Consider the following 18,495-nt stretch of genomic DNA (forward strand, 5'->3'; position numbering starts at 1 on the left):
GCCTTTCTCCGATACTTCGGCACAAACACTACGTGGGATTTGCAGTACCATCTCACGTGGGACTGGCTCGACCAGTCTCGCTTGATGACCTCCTCCCGCTTCTCTCGCTGGGAAGGAGGTCATCTACCACACCGCACGACGGAACGGCAGAGCCTCGGTTAGTCACCCCGCCATTGGCGGTGGCTTACGCTGGTCGAGTTACGCCCCGCCGCGCACCGCGGCGGCGCCCGCCTAGCGAACGCTGCGGGATCAGCCGACCCGGCCTGCGTACCCGATACTGAACGGCAGGCGCGTCCCTAATCCTAAATCGGGGGTACCGGCGTGGGCTGCCTCTGCTCGTCGATGGCGACGTAGACGAAGGTGGCCTCGGTCACCTGTATCCGCTCCTCGCAGAAACGCTCCCGCCGCCAGGCTTCCACGGCGACGGTAATGGAGGTGCGCCCCGTTTTCAGCAATCTCGCGTATAGGCTGACTTCATCGCCCACGAATACCGGTTTGAGAAAGCTCATGCCGTCCACGGCGGCGGTGGCGATGCGCCCGCGCGCGCGACGGGCGGCAACGATGGAGCCGGCCAGATCCATCTGCGCCATGAGCCAGCCGCCGAAGATATCCCCGGAGGGGTTGGTATCCTTGGGCATGGCGATGGTGCGGATTTCGGGTTCGGCGGCGGGAGGTCGCGTTTTGGGATCGTCTCGGGGCACCGGAATAGCTCCTTGCGGCAACGTCAGCGCTTTACGACCCGCTATGATGCGCGGACGCGCTTGCCAAGCGAACCAACGTCGATACCACGAAACGCATCAAATAGCGAGATTTCGGTGCAGTTCGTCAATCGATGCGCGGGCTCCTTCCCTTTCGGCCAGCGGCTCGGCGATCAGGTTGAATCGCTCCTGCGCCGGCAACCCTACCGCGACTTGTTGCGCGCCTTGACGAGCCTGCAGGTTCGCCGCGATAACCACATCCACCAGATCGGTTGGCCCAGCGTGGCGGCGATGGAGGTTCTCGTGTTCCGCGGCCACGGCGACGAACCGTTCCGGGAAATGCCAATCCACGAGAATGCGCGCGCCCAGGGCCGGGTGGTGTTGCGCAACCAGCGCATCCAAGGCCGTGGTGTCCCGCGCCAACGCCGGTTGCCGCGCCGCGAAAGCGTATACCGGTAGCGCTCCGATATCGTGGATCAGTCCCGCCAGCATCGCCTCCTGTTCATCTATCTCAGGCGTTGAGCGGGCAAGATAATGTGCGATCGCGGCCACTTCAATGGTGTGCTCGTGATGGGCGCGCAACCGCTCGCCCACCGGCCCGCTATGCCGCTCCATTCCGCGCAGCAAGCATAGCCCCGTTACCAGCGAGCTCGTGAGGCTGAATCCGAGCGCCGCAATCGCCCGGTCGAGCCGAGTCACGGGCGTGGCGCGGCGCAACGCAGCGGCGTTGGCCACCTTCATGATCCGCGCGGTAAGCACGGCGTCGTCAGCGATCAGCCGCGCCAGGACGCTGGCCGTTGCGCTATCCGCGGCAATGGCCTCGCGAACGCGCAGCGCCGCCTCCGGAAGTCCCGGCAGCGCAATTTCGCCGTGGGCAACCGCAGAGAGTAGTGCGGTTGACCAGTCCGCACTCGCGCCGACAACGTGTTTATTCACCGATGCACCCTCCCCGCTTTGAATGACAAATCCCCCAGGGATGTCGCGAGCGCTACGCCTGAGAAACGGCGCGCGCCGTGCGATCGAGTTGGCGCTACTCGCCCGCAAGATCTACGATCTTGAAAGCACCGCCGCTCGAAAAACTGTCACGCAAACCTCTATAGTGAAGGAATATTGCATGAGGAGACGGCCCAAGCGCTGCATTGGTTCACTTTTTGCTGAAACATAGTGACGACGAATCCGGGAGAGCGAAACAGCGGTCAATCGGTCTCAATAGAGTGAGGTCTAATCGCCAGGGTTTCGATCACTTTGCCCGTAAAGGCTTCGCGAAACACGCTTGCCCGTGAATGAGAGGCACGCAATGAGGGGCCCCATGCGGCTGGAGCGTGCCGAGCGTGCCGCTCTGACACCACTGCGCGAGGTTGCCGATCAGGCTTTCTCGCGCGCGGCCGGCGCACCGTTGATCGGAGGCAACCATGTGCGGTTGCTCAAGGACGCGCGGGAGAATTATCCGGCGTGGTTGAATGCCATCCGCGCCGCGAGACACCACGTCCACTTCGAAAGTTACATCCTCTACGAAGACGCGGTCGGCTGGGAGTTTGCCGATGCCCTGATAGAAAAAGCGCGCCAGGGCGTCGTCGTGAGGCTCGTCTACGATTGGGTAGGCGGTTTTCGGATCGCCTCGCGGCGGTTCTGGAATGCGCTGCGCTCGGCCGGCGTCCAGATTCGCTGCTACAATCCGCCGCAGCTTCACAGTCCGCTCGGCTGGCTCTCGCGCGATCACAGGAAGCTGTTGGCGGTCGACGGCGAAGTGGCTTTTGTCACCGGCCTTTGCGTGGGCCTCAAGTGGCGCGGCGATCCCGCCCGAAATATCGCACCCTGGCGCGATACCGGCGTGGAGATCCGCGGCTGCGCCGTCGCGGAGGCCGAGCGGGCATTCGCCCGCATGTGGGCTTGGACGGGCGAGCCCCTGCCCGAGACGCACGTTATCCGCGCACCGGCACCGGCCGGGGATATGAGTCTGCGTATCGTGGCAACCGAGCCGGCCACCGCCGGCATGTTTCGCCTGGATCAGCTCGTCGCCGCGCTCGCACGCAAGCGGCTGTGGCTGACCGATGCCTACTACGCGGCCACCACCTCGTATGTCGAAGCACTGCGTGCGGCCGCGATCGACGGTGTCGATGTCCGTCTGCTGCTGCCGAACGCGACCGATATCCCGCTGCTCAAACCCCTTTCGCGCGCGGGCTATCGGCCGCTCCTGGAGGCCGGAGTGCGCGTCTTTGAATGGAACGGAACGATGCTGCACGCCAAGACCGCCGTGGCCGACGGCCATTGGGCCCGCGTTGGCTCGACCAACCTCAACATCGTGAGCTGGTGGGGAAACTGCGAGCTGGATGCCGTCATAGAAGACGACGGGTTTGCTGGCGAGATGGAGCGGATGTACCTGGAGGACCTCGCCGATTCGACGGAAATCCTCCTCGATCGCAGGCGCCGTCCGCACGCTCTCGTTGGTACGCGCAACCCGCGAGTCAGCGCGCGCGGCGGCACCGGCAGCGCCCGCCGGATGGCGGCCGGCGCGGTACGCATCGGACATGCGGTTGGCGCGGCCTTCACGGACCGCCGCGCGCTGGGGCCGATCGAAGCGCGGCTCACCACCGTGGCCGGCCTGATACTCTGCGTGCTCTCGACCCTGTTCGCGGTATTCCCGCAGGCGCTGGCCTACCCGATCGTCGTATTCGGCATCTGGGGCGGCCTTGCGCTTCTCTACAGAGGCTGCCAATTGGCGTATCGGCAACGGCAATTGAACATCCGCGAGCGCCGCCGGCCTCCAAACGGTTCGGGCGCTTCGCGTTGATGGCACGCCGACTGCTCCTCACGGCTCGAGGCGGACCGCGGCCGCGAGACCCCGCTACATGTCGGCGCGCAACCAGGCCCAGGCTTGCGCCTCCTGCGAGGCCTTGTAATGCTTCACGGCCGCCCGGGTGAAGGGTTTGGAAAGCCGGGCGAGCCACGTCTCCCAAAGCCCGTCACCGACCACGGCAATGCGCTCGAAGCCCGTGTAGTGCTTGGTCGCAAACCGGATGTCCTGCCAGAAGGCACGCATGTCCATGCCGTCGAAATCCTCGCATAGCACGAGGACGCGAAGCGTGCCCTGAGCCGCCAGCCGCTCCTCCAGGGCCGGCATCAGAGCACGGTATTCCTCATCTCCAAGCCGGCCGCTGAGCCTGTAGCCGACAATCCTCGGTGACCCCGTCTCGAGCGGCTCGATCATCGTTTGGTCGTTCGCCTCCCTACGCCATCGTGTTGCCCGCCTGGCACAGCCACCGCGAGCCGAGCCCACGTAAAGTCTAGGCCAACAACGGCGCAGAAGTCAGCAAAGCCCGACGCTGCGAATCGATTGCCGGACGTCCGCCGGCGCGGTGCGCCGCGCCCTCGCCAACCGCGGCAGTGTCTCGACCGCCCGCAAACCTCTGGTTACTATTGCCGGGAGCAATAAGCGCTCAGGCCAAGGGTCTCATCTCGCGGGTAACGACGGCCCGCAGGGGGCAGGCGCCAATGTTCAAAGATCGATCGGACGCCGCCGAGCAGCTCGCAGAGCGGCTGCGGCATCTCAAGGGCGAGCACCCGCTGGTGCTCGCCATTCCTCGCGGCGCGGTGCCCATGGCAAAGCACATCGCCGAGACGCTCGACGGTGAGCTGGACGTCGTGCTGGTACGCAAGCTCGGCGCCCCCGGCAATCCGGAATATGCCGTCGGCGCGGTGAGCGAGGACGGTACCGTGGAACTCTCCCCGCATGGCCAAAGCATCTGCAGCGAAGACTACATCGCGCACGAGGTCGACGCCCAGCTGCGCACCTTGAAAGCCCGCCGGCAAGCCTATACACCGGTACGCCCGCCCATCGACCCGTCCGGACGAGTCGTCATCGTCGTTGACGACGGCAGCGCCACCGGGGCCACCATGGTCGCGGCGTTGCAGACACTTCGCCGCCGCGCGCCCCAGCGGCTCATTGCCGCGCTCGGGGTGGCCCCGCCGGATGCATTGCGCCGCATCGAGGCCGAAGCCGACGCCGTTTACTGTCTGGCGACCCCTGCCGCCTTTTACGCCGTCGGCCAGCATTTCTCGGACTTTCGGCAAGTCAGCGACGAGGAGGTGATCGAGCTCCTGCGCCTCGCCTCCCAGCGCGGCGGCAACGACGGCTAGCGAAACCGGCTTTGCTCGCCCCGCCGCGAGCGCCGGACCAGCCGGCCCAAAGCAGCTTACAAGGCGCTCAGAAACTCCTTCCAGGGCGTGGCGCTGGAGGTCTCCGTGCGTGCATGGCCGTAGGCGCGTATCAGCATCGCCGCCTTCTCCACCTCCTTTGGGTCGTCGGCCTCCACCACGTCGATCACATCGTAGCGCCCGAGCGTGGCGTAGCTGTCCTTCCAGCGCACTCCGGGGCACTGCTCCTTGATCTTCGTGGAGACCGTCTCGGCAATTGCCCGCAGCTCCGCTGGCTCCGCGAACGCATCCGGGGAAAGTCGGCTGAGAATCACGAAAGTCGCCATATCTAAACCCCCTGACCGAACAAAAAGCGCTTGCGCGATGGCGGGAGGCCGGCCAACCGCCACGGCTCGGTGACCGGCGGCCACCCGCGGCGGCTTGGCCGGGCCACTCCGATGGTGGCAGGCCGACGACCGCCTGCTTAAGACGGTAGTCAGCAACGGCTCCATTATCAGCCCGCTCGCGCGCTCGACCGAGCAATCGACGTGCGAGCAGCCGCGCGGCCGAGCGTTGCGTCTCGCGCGTGGCTTTGATCCCGCCGGGATTCCATGGCGATCGGATCGAGCTACACTTCGAGCATCCCCCATAAATTGCAACCCCCGAGGAGATCCGATGTCATCGCGTAACCCGAGCGATTGGATGTGGGCACGGGCGTGCGAAATGCTCGAGCGCGCCGAACGGCTCCAGCAGCAGTTCTTTCAGGTCGGGGAGGAAACCGATCTGACGCCGACGTGGCACCCCCCGTTGGACGTGTTCGAAACGGACCGGGAGATTTGGATCATGGCCGCCTTGCCCGGCGTCTCTCCGGCCTGCGTCGAGCTGCGAATCGAGGGCGCCACGCTGGTTCTCGCCGGCGAGCGGCGCCTGCCCGGGGCGTTCCGCCAGGCGGCGGTACACCGCATGGAAATTCCTCATGGGCGCTTTGAGCGCCGCCTCGCGCTGCCCGCCGGGCGCTACGAGCTGGCAACGCGGGAAATGGTGGACGGCTGCCTGATGATCAGCCTGCTCAAACTCTTCTGAAACACATGGAGGTGAGGCAGCCATGGCGACCGAAAATGAACCGACGGTCTCGGCCGGGGAGATACAGGAACTTCCCGAGGATGCATTGCTCATCGTGCCGGTGCGCAGCACGGCGCTGTTCCCGGGGGTTGTGATCCCGCTTACCATCGGTCGGCGCCAATCCATCGCCACGGCCCAGGAAGCCGTGAAATCCGAACGACCTATCGGCATTCTCCAGCAACGCGATGCGGCGACGGAGACTCCCACCGGCGAAGACCTCTACCGGGTCGGCGTCGAGGCCGGCATCCTGCGTTACGTCACGGCTCCGGACGGATCGCACCACATCATCTGCCACGGCAACCGGCGCTTCAAGGTCATCGAATTCCTGGAAGGCTACCCTTCGCTCGTCGCCCGCGTGGAGCGCCTTACCGAAGACGAACACATGACGCCGGGGCTGGAAGCGCGGCTCGAGCATCTGCGCCGCGAGGCGGACGAGGCCCTCGAGCTGATGCCCCAGGTTCCCGAGGAAGTCGGCAGCGCATTGCGCAATATCGCCTCCGCTGGAGCGCTTGCCGACATGATCGCCAACTTCATGGACCTGAAACCGGCGGAGAAGCAGGAGATCCTGGAGACTTACGAGGTCGAGGACCGTGTCACCAAGGTGGCCGATCTGCTCGCACATCGGCTCGCCGTGCTGCGTCTCACCCATGAGATCGAGCAGCAGACCAAGGAAACCGTGGACAAACGCCAGCGCGAATATCTGCTGCGCGAGCAGCTCAAGACCATACAGCGCGAGCTCGGCGAGGATACCCCGCGCACGGCCGAGCTCAAGGAGTTGCGAGCGGCGATCGAGCAAGCGCGGATGCCCGCCGAGGTCGACGAGCAGGCGCGGCGCGAGCTCGGCCGACTGGAGCGGATGCCCGAGGCGGCGGCCGAATACTCGATGATCCGCACCTATCTCGACTGGCTCATCGCGCTGCCCTGGAACACCTTGAGCGAGGAGGCGATCGACATCGCCGCCGCGCGCGAGATCCTCAACGCCGATCACTACGGCCTCGAGCGGGTCAAGCGACGGATCCTGGAACAGCTCGCCGTGCGCAAGCTCAACCCGGAGGGCCGCAGCCCCATACTCTGCCTGGCCGGCCCGCCGGGCGTCGGCAAGACCTCGCTCGGCCAGAGCATTGCCCGCGCCAGCGGCCGGCGCTTCACCCGCGTGGCCTTGGGCGGCGTGCACGATGAAACCGACATCCGCGGCCATCGCCGCACCTACGTCGGCGCGCTGCCCGGCAACATCATTCAGACCATCAGCAAGGCGGGCACACGCAACCCGGTGTTCATGCTCGATGAGCTCGACAAGCTCGGCGTCGGCTTTCACGGCGATCCCTCGGCCGCCTTGCTGGAGGTGCTGGATCCCGAGCAGAACTCGCACTTCCGCGACAGTTACCTCGCCGTGCCCTTCGATCTCTCGCATGTGATGTTCATCGGCACCGCCAATCGGACCGACACGATTCCTCCGGCCCTGCTCGACCGCATGGAGGTGATCGAGCTACCGGGCTACACCGAGGACGAGAAAGTCGCGATCGCCCGGGGCTACCTGGTGCAGCGCCAGCTCGAAGCCAACGGACTGCGCGCCGAGCAATGCAGCCTGACCGAGACAGCACTGCACCGCATCGTGCGCGATTACACGCGCGAGTCCGGCTGCCGCAATCTCGAGCGGGAGATCGGCTCCGTCTTCCGCCACGTCGCCATGCGCATCGCGGAAGGATCGACCGAAGCGGTTCACATCGACGCCGATGACCTGCCGCCGATCTTGGGTCCCGCCAAGTTCGAGATGGATGTGGCCATGCGCGTGAGCGTGCCCGGCGTGGCGACCGGCCTCGCCTGGACGCCGGTGGGCGGCGACATCCTCTTTATCGAGACGAGCCGCATTCCGGGCCGCGGCCAGCTGGTGCTCACCGGTCAGCTCGGCGACGTGATGAAAGAGAGCGCGCAGGCAGCACTCAGCCTGGTGAAGGGCCGCATGCAGGCCCTGGACCTCGACGCCGATATATTCGAGAAAAACGACATCCACATCCACGTCCCCGCCGGAGCCATCCCCAAGGACGGCCCGAGTGCCGGCATCGCCATGTTCATGTCGCTCGTCTCCGTGCTGACCGGACGCAAGGTGAGAAATGACATGGCCATGACCGGCGAAATCAGCCTGCGCGGTCTGGTCCTGCCCGTTGGCGGCATCAAGGAGAAGACCGTCGCCGCCGCGCGGGCCGGCATCACCACGGTGCTGCTTCCCAAGGGCAACCGTAAGGACTTCGAGGAGATCCCCGAGGCGGCGCGGGAGCAGCTCCAGTTCATCTGGCTCGAGGATGTGGACGACGCGATGGCGGCGGCGTTCGATGAGGACGCGACGGGACCGGCTTGAACCTCCTCCGATTGGTCCGAGCCGCGCTGCGACCTTGGGCCGAGCGCCGCAGCGTGCACCCGCGCAACTGACAGCCGACGGGCGGGATGAGCGTGCACGCCGTCGAACCGCCGCGCTCGCTCAAAAGCAACCACCGGCGGCGCGTAAGCACAAGGGCGGCCAACCGCCTTTTCCCCAAGCGGAATACGCGTCTTACGGAACGGCGGCGCACCACGCGTAGGCTGCGTCGACCGCTTAAGAGGTTTCCATGCGTTTTGTTACCCTCGCCCTCATGGTGTTTCTAACCCTCGCCTTCGGCGCGCTCGGCCTATTCCTCACTCGGCCGTGGCTTTGGGGATTGGCGGTCCCGTTACCGCTGACGCTCATCGGGTTTTACGATCTTATCCAGCGCAAGCACAACGTCGTACGCAACTACCCGATCCTCGCGCACATCCGCTTCATGGCGGAGGCCATTCGTCCGCAAATCCGCCAGTACTTTGTCGAAAGCGACACGGATGGCAGGCCGTTCAGCCATGACGAGCGCAACATGATCTACCAACGCGCCCGCGGCATCGCCGACGTCAAACCGTTCGGCACCGAACTCGATGTGTATCACGTCGAATACGAATGGATCGATCACTCTATCGCGGCGAAAGAAAATCCCGATCCCGAGAACATGCCGCGCATCGTCATCGGCGGCCGCGAATGCGGCAAACCGTATTCGGCCTCCTTGTTCAATATCTCGGCGATGAGCTTCGGGGCGCTTGGCCCGCACGCGATCATGGCGCTGAACAAGGGCGCAAAGCTCGGGGGCTTCGCGCACGATAGCGGCGAGGGCGGTCTGAGCCCTTATCATCGGAAATACGGGGGCGACCTCATCTGGGAGATCGGCAGCGGTTACTTCGGCTGCCGCAACGAAGACGGCACATTCAATGCCGAGATGTTCCGCGACCAGGCTCGCAGCGATCAGGTAAAGATGGTCGAGATCAAGCTCTCCCAAGGCGCGAAGCCGGGCCACGGCGGACTCTTGCCGGGCGCGAAGGTCACGGCAGAGATCGCGGCAACGCGCAAAGTGCCTGCAGGCAGGGACTGCTTATCGCCGGCGGCGCATTCAGCATTCTCGACACCGATCGGTCTGCTGGAGTTCGTCGCCCGGCTGCGCGAGCTCTCCGGCGGCAAACCGACCGGCTTCAAGCTCTGCATCGGTCATCGCTGGGAGTTTCTCGCGATCTGCAAGGCAATGCTCCAGAGCGGCATTCTGCCGGACTTCATCGTCATCGACGGCGCCGAGGGCGGCACCGGCGCGGCGCCGCTGGAACTGTCCGATTACGTCGGCACGCCGCTGCGCGAAGGGCTGCTGTTCGCCCACAATGCGCTCGTCGGCAGCGGGCTGCGCGATCACATCCGCATCGGCGCGAGCGGTAAGGCCGTCACGGGATTCAAACTCGCCGCCAACCTCGTGCTCGGCGCGGACTGGTGCAATTCGGCGCGCGGTTTCATGCTCGCGCTCGGCTGCATACAGTCGCAGAGTTGTCACACCGGGCGCTGCCCGACCGGCGTCACCACGATGGAACCGCTGCGTCAGCGCTCTTTGGTGGTCGAAGACAAGGCGCGCCACGTGCACCGTTTTCATCATCACACCGTACAATCGCTCGGGGTGGTCACTGCGGCCGCCGGCGTAGCTCATCCGGCCGAGCTCAAGCCGCACCACCTTTGCCTGCGGATCTCCTCGGATGAGATCCGCACCGCCGCGGAGTTCTACGACTTCCTGCAGCCGGGCGCACTGCTCGACGGCGATGATCATTCAACCTATCGCCGCTATTGGGAAATGGCGCGCGCCGAGAGCTTTGCACCGGCAGTGTGAGGGGTTGCAGGATGGTACAGTTACCACTTTATTACGCAAAAGCGTGAATGGCGCCTTCTCACCAGTGGCGCGTTCACCATGTCCGCCGGCTGCCTTCGGGCAGCTTTCCGGTGTGCGAGCGTATCCCAGCGACTGCATCTCGTAGTGCAAGGTCTCGGTGAGCCCCTCGGCAAGGGGCCGCGGCTCCCAACCCAACGCTCGCCTCGCCTTGGCGTTGCTGGCGATGTTGGTGACTCCGGCAATGGCCACCCCCAGAGCCGCTTTTCGTGAAGCAGGTCTCGCTCCGAAAGACGAGCGCTTGTCCTGGGCGCCGGAGCCGTTCATACTCTGCCCACTTCTGCTCGCGCACGCACGCCGCGTGTGTCCCAACGGATCACGGGCAGAGACAGGGAACCGGGCCCCGGTCCGTTCATCCCGCCCGCCGTCGCGGCGTTTCCGCTCTCGGTTCTCTCCTCGACGACCCTCTCGCTGCAATTGAGCGGCTCCATTCGGATGCGGCCGTTCGCTGGAATGATAAAACTATGACGTTCGACTGTTTTGGCCTCTCGGCCGATATTCTGCGTGCGCTGCGCACTGAGGGCTACACCGCGCCCACGCCCATTCAGGCGCAAGCCATTCCGCTGGTCATCGCCGGGCGCGATTTGCTCGCCGCGGCCCAGACCGGCACCGGCAAGACCGCCGCCTTCACGCTGCCGATACTGCAGCGGCTGGGCGCGGCGCCGGCCCGCCACCGGGCACCGCGCGCGCTGGTGCTCACACCCACCCGTGAGCTTGCCGCGCAGGTGCGCGAGAGCGTGCGCAGCTACGGCCGGCACCTGCCGCTGCGCTCCACCGCCGTCTTCGGCGGCGTCGGCATCAACCCCCAGATTAGCGCCTTGCGCGGCGGCGTCGATGTCGTGGTCGCCACGCCGGGGCGGCTCCTCGACCATCTGCAGCAACGGACCGTCGATCTCTCCCGCGTCGAGATTTTCGTGCTCGACGAGGCCGACCGAATGTTGGACATGGGCTTCATTCGCGATATCCGCAAAGTCATGGCCGCGTTGCCGCAAAAGCGGCAAAACCTGCTTTTCTCGGCAACCTTCTCCGCAGAGATCCGCAAGCTCGCCGACCAGATCCTGAACGATCCGGCGTCGGTCGACACCGCTCCCCGCAACAGCGTCGCCGAGCTCATCACGCACAAAGTCCACCCCGTCGCCCAGAGCCGCAAGCGCGCGCTGCTGGCGCACCTCATCGGCAACGGGAAATGGTCTCAGGTCCTGGTATTCACGCGCACCAAGCACGGCGCCAACCGCCTCGCCACGCAGCTTGACCGCGATGGCCTCAACGCCACCGCCATCCACAGCAGCAAGAGCCAAAGCGCCCGCACCAAGGCGCTGCAGGATTTCAAACGCGGGCGGGTGCGCGTGCTGGTGGCCACCGACATTGCCGCGCGCGGTCTCGACATCGAGGCGCTGCCGCACGTGGTCAACTACGAGCTATCGAATATCGCCGAGGACTACGTCCACCGCATCGGGCGTACCGGGCGGGCCGGCACCAAGGGGCAAGCGGTGTCCCTCGTGAGCGCCGATGAGCGCAAGCACCTCTCCAACATCGAGCGGTTGCTCGGCCGCCGCCTGCCCTGCACCGTGATCGAGGGCTTCGAGCCGGTTGCCGCCGGTGACGGCCCGAGCTCGGATCCGGCCCGCCCCCATACCCACCGACCGCACCGCAAGCCGCACCAAAGCGCGTACACCAACAATGGCGGTGGACCCGGCCACAACACCCGGCCGCGCGGCAACCGTCGCCCTGCGAGGACCGCCACGAACTGACGACGCACGGGCGTTTGCCGTTCCCAGGACGGCAGACGCCCGCCACAGGCCGCCTGCGTATGGCTGTGCAAGACGAGCGAAGCACGCCAAGTGCCCTACCGGAACCTGTTCAGCACTCATCTTGCGCATCAGGCCCTGATTGAAATACGCCGATAAAACCTGTTTTATTGGCCGATGAACGATTCAAACACCGTATCGAGAACCAATCACGGTGTCAGGTCACGTGGAGGGCGCCGGGAGTTGTCCGCAAGTCGGCACCACGCCAAAATCAATCGAGTCCAGCCCCTTGGAATAGTTGGAGTAAGCATTGGGACCTGAGGAGTACTCACAGACGTTAGCGAGTATCCGTCATTATGGGAACATTCGATTTGCTTTGCTTACTCTTTATGCAACCATCACGGCAGGTTTATTTTTCAATGCAGGTGAAAGCCTGGTCTTGTTCTGTCACCACCCGTCGTACAATAGGACGAAGCATTCTACCGCCGCAGTCTTACCTGACTGAGGTAACAGCGTTTGCGACGAGCGAGTCAAGCGCAGGATTGAGGGCCAAACACTGCAATGGGCTGCGCCGAAGCCCCGCGCGGATGACCGCAAATCGGATAACGATCGGCACAACCTCAAAACCAATCGAGTCCGACCCTATTGATTCCGACCCTATTGATCGTTTGCCTGAGCGCACAGTACAGACTGGAGTCGGTGATGTGGCCGTGCAGATACCCAAGGTCCGGGGGTCGTCGTGGCGGCGCGGGGTGCGGTTTCACTGCGCGTTGCTGCCGCCGTGCCTAATGCGCGCGCAGTACAGAGTTAAGAGGAACGCCTATTGAGGCGTCCCCCTTAACAAAGGCAGACGCGATTTTACCAGTGCTCCATGCCTTTATGCTCGTCCGGCGGCTCCTTGCGCTTCATCTCCTGCTCCGACTGCGTGCGTCCACCATGTTCCATCTTCTCAAACTGAGCGAATTCGCCTTTTTCAAGCTGACCGTCGCCATCGCTGTCAAGACGTTGAAACTGATCAGCCAGACCGGGGTGGGCAGCCGCTTCCGCCTGGCTGATACGCCCGTCACCGTCCTGATCCAGCTCCGTGAAGTTCATCGTGCTGGCGCCACCATCTCCGGCCGTACCGCCCGAATTCTCGTGGCCCTTCATGCCGCTACCCATTTCGCCAGCACTTACCCCGGTACCTATGGCCAGCGCCGCGGAAAATGCCGCAATCATCAGAGATGTCATCCATTTTGCCTTCATCACTGCCTCCTGTTCGCAGGCAAGTATTGTGCTACCGAATAGCGAGCCACCCCTGACTCTCAAGATCAATGATCTGACAAAGTCCATACTGCAATAACCCAGCGTATCGAATTCGGGTTATCCTCCGAGCCATTCGGTAAACACGTTTTTGATCCGATGTCATTCAACGACATTAGTTAGACAACGCTATTGACGCTTATATCCTTCCCGCCACACGCTTTTTCAAAAAACGGCGGAGCTCTTGGCCCCGTCTCACCGGGCGCACGGCTTAAACCACCGCCGGTTGCTGGCGTCGATCGAATACTCGCTTGCGGTCCGGATGTCGGCCAAGACTCGATGCCTTCCAAGAGGTGGAACGCGAGACGCATCCGCTCATCCGCGGGCAGCGCGAGTGCTCCAGATTCGATAGCTTCGGCGAGCGTGAGTTGGACAACCGGTTATGCCGCAATTCCCTCTACCGTCAGCCCACTCACATCGGTGCGCGTGCTCGCGTGCTCAATCGTAATGGCGCAAACGTTGCCTTCGGCATCCATATCCAAAACGGTGTTTTCGTCCAGATCCTTACTCTCAGCGATGCCTTGAACCAGATGGGTGACCGGTGCGGATCGGGGATCCGTAGCCAAACAGGAAAAATCCACCCGTGCGAGACGGCGTAACCGAGGGCAAACGGAGAAAAGCGCGGTGTCCACTGACACCGATGGGTGTCCCCTATTATTCTTCGGGGCCGATCCCGGTTGCTGCGTTCAAAGCCCCTGGGCACCCCGTCGCAACCAGTTATGCACAAATGCCAGTTTATGACGGGCGTGGTCCGACAGCACGAACGGATAGAGATCCGATAACCCCATGGAGCGATTGACGTGGTTGACACCCACGGTGAGCGCGGCCGCAATGTGGATCAGCCGTTCGGTATCAGGCTCCGCGTAAGGATCCCAACCGGCGCCTGGTATATGCGGCGATGACAGACCAGTGGCCACGAAGCTGTCGGCGATGTCTGCCAGGTGCAGCAGGTGCGCCGCCGTTTCCGCCCAATCCTCATGGGGGTGTGCGGAGGCGTAACTGGTCAGGTAATACTGTTTCCACTCCGCCGGCGGGCCGTTCTCGTAGTGGTAGCGAAGCGCCGCCGGATAATCAATCCGCTCGTCACCGAACATGGCGCGGAATGCATTGAGAAAATCCTCGCGAAGGCTCAGCCGCCACCAGAGCATGTGAGCAATCTCGTGGCGCATGTGCCCAATCATGGTGCGATAAGGCTCTTCCAGGGCCTCACGGCGGGTAGTGACCAGGATCGGGTCCACCTCCGCCACACTGATGGTAACCACCCCTTCAGCGTGCCCCATCGGCACGGGCGTCGGCCCTTCCGCAAGCAAATGAAAGACGGGCGGCGCCCCCGGATCCTCCGGTCGAAACCAGTGCCAGCGACCCAGATTATCCAGTACCCACCGCTTGGCGGCTTCGGTCTGCGCCCAGTTCGGGATAGCGTTGGGAATCGAAGGATCAGGCGCCAATGCCGTCATCGCACAGGATCGGCAGAATGCTCCCTCTTCCGGCGCTATCCAGTTACACCCGATTCTGTCCCGGTTGGCACAGAACGGCGGCATCGGCAGGAAAGCCCGCGCCTGGGGATCATAGGCGACAGGCGTTCCGTCGGCCGTGGCGAGGTTGTCGAACCAGAGAGAACCGGCACCAACCGGGTTGGCGAAAACACGCAATGGGGGGCTCCAAAAAGGACGTCAGCTGCCATAATGCGGGACGGGCCCACTTATCCACAAGTAGCCGGAAAAACACAGCGACAGGGAGTATGCCGGGCCAAAACTGAGCCACGACTCCTAAATAGAGTAAACAGGCGAGGTAAACAGGGGACAGACCACGGTTTTAGTCTGTTACTCCCACCCAACAAAACCGGCGACTCCGGTTCCGCGGCTGCCCTGACTTGCCCCGTATCACCCGCCGCCCCAGCGCGGCCGCTATCTGTGCCTGAAACGGTGAACCGCCCAGGGCGAAGTTGCCGTTCGTCGCGGCGCGAATCGCATCGACCGTCTCCGGTCAAGTTGGTAGCGGAAAAGCTCCCGCACCGGCTTGCCCGAGGCCTGAATCGCCGCCCGGCGTGCCGGCGTGGTCGTGGCGTTCTTGTGCAGCCGGATGTTCATCTGCGCTTCGCCTCCCTGACACCGTCAACCAGCTCACGGAGAAGCTTACGGCCAACCAGCAATGCATAACGTGACGAATCTATGCAATCGTCAGGGATCGAACACCTACCAAGAAAATCGTCCCCACTGTTTACTCCGACTGACCAATGAAGCGAAGCCGCAACACTCTGGCTGCCTATCCGGAAAATCGTGGTCTGTCCCCTATTATTCCAATGCGCGAAATCGAGCAGTGATGGTAATCACAGCAGATCGGCTTGAACAGCTGTGAGTGCTGCGATAATTCCTGTAAGCAAAAGCAGTAGGCGCTGCATTTTCACATTTTCCGTATGCCTCTGCTCCTGATCCTCGTACTCCTCGAAAGCCTTCAGAGCCTTTCCCGTGACTTGATAATTGCCATTCGGTCTAGCTAATTCTCCAGTTTCTACCATCGAATCAAGATAAAATTCCAGTTGCTGCTGCGCTTTATCGGCGTCCGGATGTTTAACCCATCGAACTGAATATAGGTCCGTCATTAAGCTTATGGGACGAAATTCAGACTCCCCATCCAGATGCCTTTCGATTAAAAGTCGAAGGAGATCCATACGCTTCTTTGTAACAAGTTTCTTTTTATTGAAAAAGAACTGATCGATCCGGTTAAGCCGGCGCCAAATGTGTATTTTGATGTATGGCCAAGCTGTAAGTCGCCCTATCAGGATGCCCATTAGGCCAGAATAATGGACCTCCGCAAGACCATAGAAGTGTGTTATCTCGAAGTCGCCGAAACTCACATCGCGTAGCGAAATGCGCCGCTGTTTTGAATACTTCTCACCACCCCAGCCAAGGCCGTGCAGTTCACCACCATCAATTGTGAGGACGATCATGGGAAGATCTTCGCCTACGTCGACCTTGGTAATGAAGCAGTTCACGCGCTGCCCATCCTTCCCCGAGCGGCGAACTGTTGACGGGCAGGCACAAGCCGCCGTACGCTCAAGGACGAACTTTGCAATAGACGCCGCGAAGCTGTTCATTGCGCAGGAGAAACAGCATAGAGAAATACGGGACAGACCATGGCTTTACCCTGTAGCAAAGAAACACGCCCGGTGCGCGTTTTATCGCGCTGAAATAACGGCACCCCCGGCAACGGTAATCCGTGGCGTGTATCACTCTTTTTGATTGAATCGGTCAACAGGCTATCTAAAAACAATGGTCTGTCCCAAATTACGCGACCCACGTGGAAACATCCGGAAGGCACGCCGGTTAGGCAAACTAAGTGGTACACCAGCATGATCAGGCTGGCGGCGGCCAAGAAAGCGAGCTTACCGGAGTAGCCTTTTTTTGGCGAGCGGGCCCAACCAACCACTTTGTTCTGCTATTGGCGACGCTGCGACGCCACTTCCAGCCACCACCTTGCTTTGCTCATAATGTAGGGGTCTTCACTACTATAACGACTGAATGGAGAGGGCATGGGGCAGTTCCACGCGCCTGGGGTCATTGCCAGTCGTATCGTGCGTGGGGGTTCCACGATGGCGTATATCGGGCACTCTGTTCGTTCATTAGAAAATTGGAAGTATTCTACCCAAGACCCTTTGGCGACGTACCACCCAGTATCCCACTGCTTAATTCGCCGCCATTGGGTTATCTTAAGTTGCGGGGCATGTAGAACTTCGTTCCTCAATGCGAAAATCTCCGACCAAGATGAGGATGGATAAAACTCAGGTCGATCACCCGCCTGCGCCACCACCCCACTAAGCAGCCCCATCAGCAAAACTGCGAAGATCGTCCGCATATCTAAAATCCTCTGCTTTTTCAGCGAGGCTACTGCCGGACCGTAGCTACATTCAATCCCGGCTTGAACTTCCCGCGCAGTCTTGGGTTCCGCGAGCGCGCATACAATTACCGTCTCGCTCAAGAGGACACCTGCGGTTGCACGAAAGGTTAACGGATACCTCAAGTGCACAACGCCAGACGGCTTAGCACAATAGGCCCTTCAACTACACTTACTCTCCCCACAACTAAGACAAATCAAACACCCCTCCATCTGGACCATGGCCTTCGTATGGCAGCGGGGGCAGAGGACGGCGCTCTCGGGGTACGGGCTGGCGCCGTTGGTGCTGTCCTCGCAGTCGGCGGCGACGTGGCTCACCGGCGCCTGGCGGGAGTCGAACTCCGCCCGCTTGGCTTGAACAAAGGCCTGCTGATGGGCATCCAGGGTGTTTTCATCGAGCAACCCGATACTCTTCAGATGCTGCTCGATGACATCGCCGATCTCGGCGACCAGCGAGGGCATGAACCGCCCGCCGCGCTTGAAGTAGCCGCCGCGCGGGTCGAACACCGAGCGCAGCTCCTCGGCCAAAAAGGTGCAGTCGCCGCCCTTGCGGAACACGGCGGAAATGATCCGCGTGAGCGCCACGATCCACTGGAAGTGGTCCATGTTCTTGGAGTTGATGAATATCTCGAAGGGCCGGCGCAGCTCGTGCGTCGTCCCCGGGTTCAGCACCACGTCGTTGATCGTGACGTAGAGCGCGTGCTCGGAGAGCGGCGTTTTGATCTTGTAGGTCCGCCCCTCCAGCGCTTCCGGGCGCTGGATCTTCTCGTGCATCTGCTCGAAGTCCGCACCGACCCCTTTGGTGCGCTCGGCCTCGGCCTTGGCGACTTCATAGTCGATGATCTTGCTCTCGATTTTGATCGCCATCGTCGCAATACCCGTCTCGCTGTCGATTGCGGTTGCGGCTCACGCCTCTGGACGCGGCCACGGAAGCGCCGCGTTCACCATTTGCCGTAGTAGCCTTCCTTGAGCGCGTCGTAGAGATTGGCGGCGGTGTGGATCTCGCCGTCGTATTCGATCTCATCGCCGCCCTGGGCCTCGATCACCCGCCCGTCCTCGAGCCGGAAGCGGTAGGTGGTGTTCGCCAGATCCTGCTCCTTGACCAGAACGCCCTGGAAGGCCTCCGGGTTGAAGCGGAACGTCGTGCAGCCCTTGAGACCCTGCTGATAGGCGTAGCGGTAGATATCCTTGAAGTCCTCGTAGGCATAATCCGTGGGGACGTTGGCGGTCTTGGAGATGCTGGAGTCGATCCACTTCTGCGCCGCGGCCTGAATGTCCACGTGCTGCTGCGGGGTGATGTCGTCCGCGGTAATGAAGTAGTCGGGCAGGTTGCGCGTCTGC

General features: G+C 62.6%; 17 protein-coding genes and 1 pseudogene. 7 read left to right on the forward strand and 11 right to left on the reverse strand.

Translation table 11 applies throughout. The annotated features are described in order from the left end of the window. Positions 1-302: 302 nt before the first annotated feature. A complete protein-coding gene (locus tag AC52Q4_RS10780; protein WP_495536799.1) occupies positions 303-701 on the reverse strand; it encodes an acyl-CoA thioesterase in 399 nt (132 codons plus the stop codon). Positions 702-797: 96 nt separating this feature from the next. After that, a complete protein-coding gene (locus AC52Q4_RS10785; protein WP_495536800.1) occupies positions 798-1,634 on the reverse strand; it encodes an HDOD domain-containing protein in 837 nt (278 codons plus the stop codon). 373 nt (positions 1,635-2,007) lie between these two features. On the opposite strand from AC52Q4_RS10785, the gene AC52Q4_RS10790 reads away from it, so the two are divergent. Continuing rightward, a complete protein-coding gene (locus AC52Q4_RS10790; protein ID WP_495536801.1) occupies positions 2,008-3,489 on the forward strand; it encodes a phospholipase D-like domain-containing protein in 1,482 nt (493 codons plus the stop codon). A 54-nt stretch (positions 3,490-3,543) separates the two neighbouring features. On the opposite strand, the gene AC52Q4_RS10795 is transcribed toward AC52Q4_RS10790, so the two are convergent. After that, positions 3,544-3,906, reverse strand: a complete 363-nt coding sequence (locus AC52Q4_RS10795) for a SpoIIAA family protein (RefSeq protein ID WP_495536802.1) — start codon at positions 3,904-3,906, stop codon at positions 3,544-3,546. A gap of 284 nt (positions 3,907-4,190) precedes the next feature. Here AC52Q4_RS10795 and AC52Q4_RS10800 point away from each other — a divergent pair, with 284 nt between their 5' ends. Further along, entirely contained in the window at positions 4,191-4,835 is a 645-nt protein-coding gene (locus tag AC52Q4_RS10800; protein ID WP_495536803.1) for a phosphoribosyltransferase, read from the forward strand. A gap of 56 nt (positions 4,836-4,891) precedes the next feature. Here AC52Q4_RS10800 and AC52Q4_RS10805 read toward each other — a convergent pair whose 3' ends face one another. After that, a complete protein-coding gene (locus AC52Q4_RS10805) occupies positions 4,892-5,179 on the reverse strand; it encodes a GYD domain-containing protein (RefSeq protein ID WP_495536804.1) in 288 nt (95 codons plus the stop codon). A 328-nt stretch (positions 5,180-5,507) separates the two neighbouring features. Here AC52Q4_RS10805 and AC52Q4_RS10810 point away from each other — a divergent pair, with 328 nt between their 5' ends. The 5 genes and pseudogenes from AC52Q4_RS10810 to AC52Q4_RS10830 form a co-directional block, all read left to right on the forward strand. Then, complete coding sequence (locus AC52Q4_RS10810) at positions 5,508-5,915, forward strand: Hsp20/alpha crystallin family protein (protein ID WP_495536805.1); 408 nt, start codon at positions 5,508-5,510, stop codon at positions 5,913-5,915. 22 nt (positions 5,916-5,937) lie between these two features. Further along, a complete protein-coding gene (gene lon, locus AC52Q4_RS10815; RefSeq protein ID WP_495536806.1) occupies positions 5,938-8,310 on the forward strand; it encodes an endopeptidase La in 2,373 nt (790 codons plus the stop codon). Positions 8,311-8,557: 247 nt separating this feature from the next. Continuing rightward, a complete protein-coding gene (locus AC52Q4_RS10820) occupies positions 8,558-10,153 on the forward strand; it encodes an FMN-binding glutamate synthase family protein (RefSeq protein ID WP_495536807.1) in 1,596 nt (531 codons plus the stop codon). 521 nt (positions 10,154-10,674) lie between these two features. Beyond that, positions 10,675-11,961, forward strand: coding sequence for a DEAD/DEAH box helicase (locus AC52Q4_RS10825; RefSeq protein WP_495536808.1), 1,287 nt, complete (start codon positions 10,675-10,677; stop codon positions 11,959-11,961). Positions 11,962-12,626: 665 nt separating this feature from the next. Beyond that, positions 12,627-12,758 (forward strand): annotated as a pseudogene (locus tag AC52Q4_RS10830) (IS256 family transposase); the annotation flags it as partial. A 58-nt stretch (positions 12,759-12,816) separates the two neighbouring features. Here AC52Q4_RS10830 and AC52Q4_RS10835 read toward each other — a convergent pair. The 7 genes from AC52Q4_RS10835 to AC52Q4_RS10865 form a co-directional block, all read right to left on the reverse strand. Continuing rightward, positions 12,817-13,203, reverse strand: coding sequence for an EF-hand domain-containing protein (locus AC52Q4_RS10835; protein ID WP_495536809.1), 387 nt, complete (start codon positions 13,201-13,203; stop codon positions 12,817-12,819). Between the two features lie 437 nt (positions 13,204-13,640). After that, entirely contained in the window at positions 13,641-13,826 is a 186-nt protein-coding gene (locus AC52Q4_RS10840) for a DUF2283 domain-containing protein (protein ID WP_495536815.1), read from the reverse strand. Between the two features lie 120 nt (positions 13,827-13,946). Further along, positions 13,947-14,912 carry a zinc-binding metallopeptidase family protein gene (locus AC52Q4_RS10845; RefSeq protein WP_495536810.1) on the reverse strand — a complete coding sequence of 322 codons (966 nt, stop codon included), beginning with the start codon at positions 14,910-14,912 and terminating at the stop codon, positions 13,947-13,949. Positions 14,913-15,589: 677 nt separating this feature from the next. Continuing rightward, positions 15,590-16,357, reverse strand: a complete 768-nt coding sequence (locus AC52Q4_RS10850; protein ID WP_495536811.1) for a hypothetical protein — start codon at positions 16,355-16,357, stop codon at positions 15,590-15,592. Next, complete coding sequence (locus AC52Q4_RS10855; protein ID WP_495536812.1) at positions 16,354-16,689, reverse strand: hypothetical protein; 336 nt, start codon at positions 16,687-16,689, stop codon at positions 16,354-16,356. Before AC52Q4_RS10855 ends, AC52Q4_RS10850 begins: the two co-directional genes overlap by 4 nt. A gap of 627 nt (positions 16,690-17,316) precedes the next feature. Beyond that, positions 17,317-18,021, reverse strand: a complete 705-nt coding sequence (locus AC52Q4_RS10860) for a TSCPD domain-containing protein (protein WP_495536813.1) — start codon at positions 18,019-18,021, stop codon at positions 17,317-17,319. A 74-nt stretch (positions 18,022-18,095) separates the two neighbouring features. Then, the coding region (locus AC52Q4_RS10865; RefSeq protein ID WP_495536814.1) for a ribonucleotide reductase barrel domain-containing protein at positions 18,096-18,495 on the reverse strand (400 nt) is incomplete at its 5' end.

This window comes from Nitrococcus sp. (genome assembly GCF_059432795.1).

Excerpts from the sequence above, each read along its gene's own strand:
- AC52Q4_RS10790 (WP_495536801.1), top strand. The coding sequence starts at position 2,008 with ATGCGGCTGGAGCGTGCCGAGCGTGCCGCTCTGACACCACTGCGCGAG.
- AC52Q4_RS10795 (WP_495536802.1), bottom strand. The coding sequence starts at position 3,906 with ATGATCGAGCCGCTCGAGACGGGGTCACCGAGGATTGTCGGCTACAGG.
- AC52Q4_RS10800 (WP_495536803.1), top strand. The coding sequence starts at position 4,191 with ATGTTCAAAGATCGATCGGACGCCGCCGAGCAGCTCGCAGAGCGGCTG.
- AC52Q4_RS10805 (WP_495536804.1), bottom strand. The coding sequence starts at position 5,179 with ATGGCGACTTTCGTGATTCTCAGCCGACTTTCCCCGGATGCGTTCGCG.
- AC52Q4_RS10810 (WP_495536805.1), top strand. The coding sequence starts at position 5,508 with ATGTCATCGCGTAACCCGAGCGATTGGATGTGGGCACGGGCGTGCGAA.
- lon (WP_495536806.1), top strand. The coding sequence starts at position 5,938 with ATGGCGACCGAAAATGAACCGACGGTCTCGGCCGGGGAGATACAGGAA.
- AC52Q4_RS10820 (WP_495536807.1), top strand. The coding sequence starts at position 8,558 with ATGCGTTTTGTTACCCTCGCCCTCATGGTGTTTCTAACCCTCGCCTTC.
- AC52Q4_RS10825 (WP_495536808.1), top strand. The coding sequence starts at position 10,675 with ATGACGTTCGACTGTTTTGGCCTCTCGGCCGATATTCTGCGTGCGCTG.
- AC52Q4_RS10835 (WP_495536809.1), bottom strand. The coding sequence starts at position 13,203 with ATGAAGGCAAAATGGATGACATCTCTGATGATTGCGGCATTTTCCGCG.
- AC52Q4_RS10850 (WP_495536811.1), bottom strand. The coding sequence starts at position 16,357 with ATGAACAGCTTCGCGGCGTCTATTGCAAAGTTCGTCCTTGAGCGTACG.
- AC52Q4_RS10860 (WP_495536813.1), bottom strand. The coding sequence starts at position 18,021 with ATGGCGATCAAAATCGAGAGCAAGATCATCGACTATGAAGTCGCCAAG.